1 protein-coding gene is annotated in these 736 nt (G+C 56.9%); it reads left to right on the plus strand.

Going from position 1 to position 736, the window contains the following annotated elements:
• Positions 1 to 81: 81 nt before the first annotated feature.
• The coding region (locus ACXJKG_RS21315) for a hypothetical protein (RefSeq protein WP_456847711.1) at positions 82 to 736 on the plus strand (655 nt) is incomplete at its 3' end.

Genomic DNA, 736 nt, shown 5'->3' on the forward strand with positions numbered 1-736 from the left:
GTTCACACCGTCCATTCGTATAGAGAGCGACAGGATCGACTCGATCGCATTGTCAGTGCGCAGTTCGATCGCAATCGTCGGTTGCAGACGATCAAGGATCGTCTGAAGGGCAACGATGCCGCGACGATTCGGCAGCTGGGCTTTCAGCAGGAGCAATTTGAGCTTGCAATTTCGAGGTTCGAAGGCAGCCTGAGGGATCTGGATGCCGAGGACGCAGAGGTCAAATCCGTTCAGAGCAAGTTGGCGGCAACTATTGGCCGATTGACATCGGCTCAGCCCGCTCTTGCTGCCGAAGCATTTTTCTTCAGCTATGTCCATGAACTTTTTCAAATGACGATTCATCGATATAGGGAGCGCACGCGCGCGGAGGTGGAACGGACCGCTACCGATATGTTCCACCGGTTGATCCGGGATCCGGAAGGTTACGGTGGTGTGCAGATTGGTCGTGATTACCGCGTCGATCTGGTCGGCAGCCGGGGACCGGCAATGAAGACGAGCGAGGGTGGCCGTCAGCTTATTGCGCTCTCGTTGATCGGCGCGCTAAAGCTGGCCGCGGTGCGTGGCGGGCCGGTCGTCCTGGACAGCCCGCTGGCACGATTGGATATGACGCATCGTGAGAATGTCCTGCAACAGTGGGTTCCGGCACTTGGCAATCAGGCGATTTTGCTTGTCCACAATGGCGAGTTGACCGTGCAACAGAGCCAGTCGATTATGGGAAATGCGATCGGCCATGCGT

This window comes from Cellulomonas sp. P5_C6, from assembly GCF_054049635.1.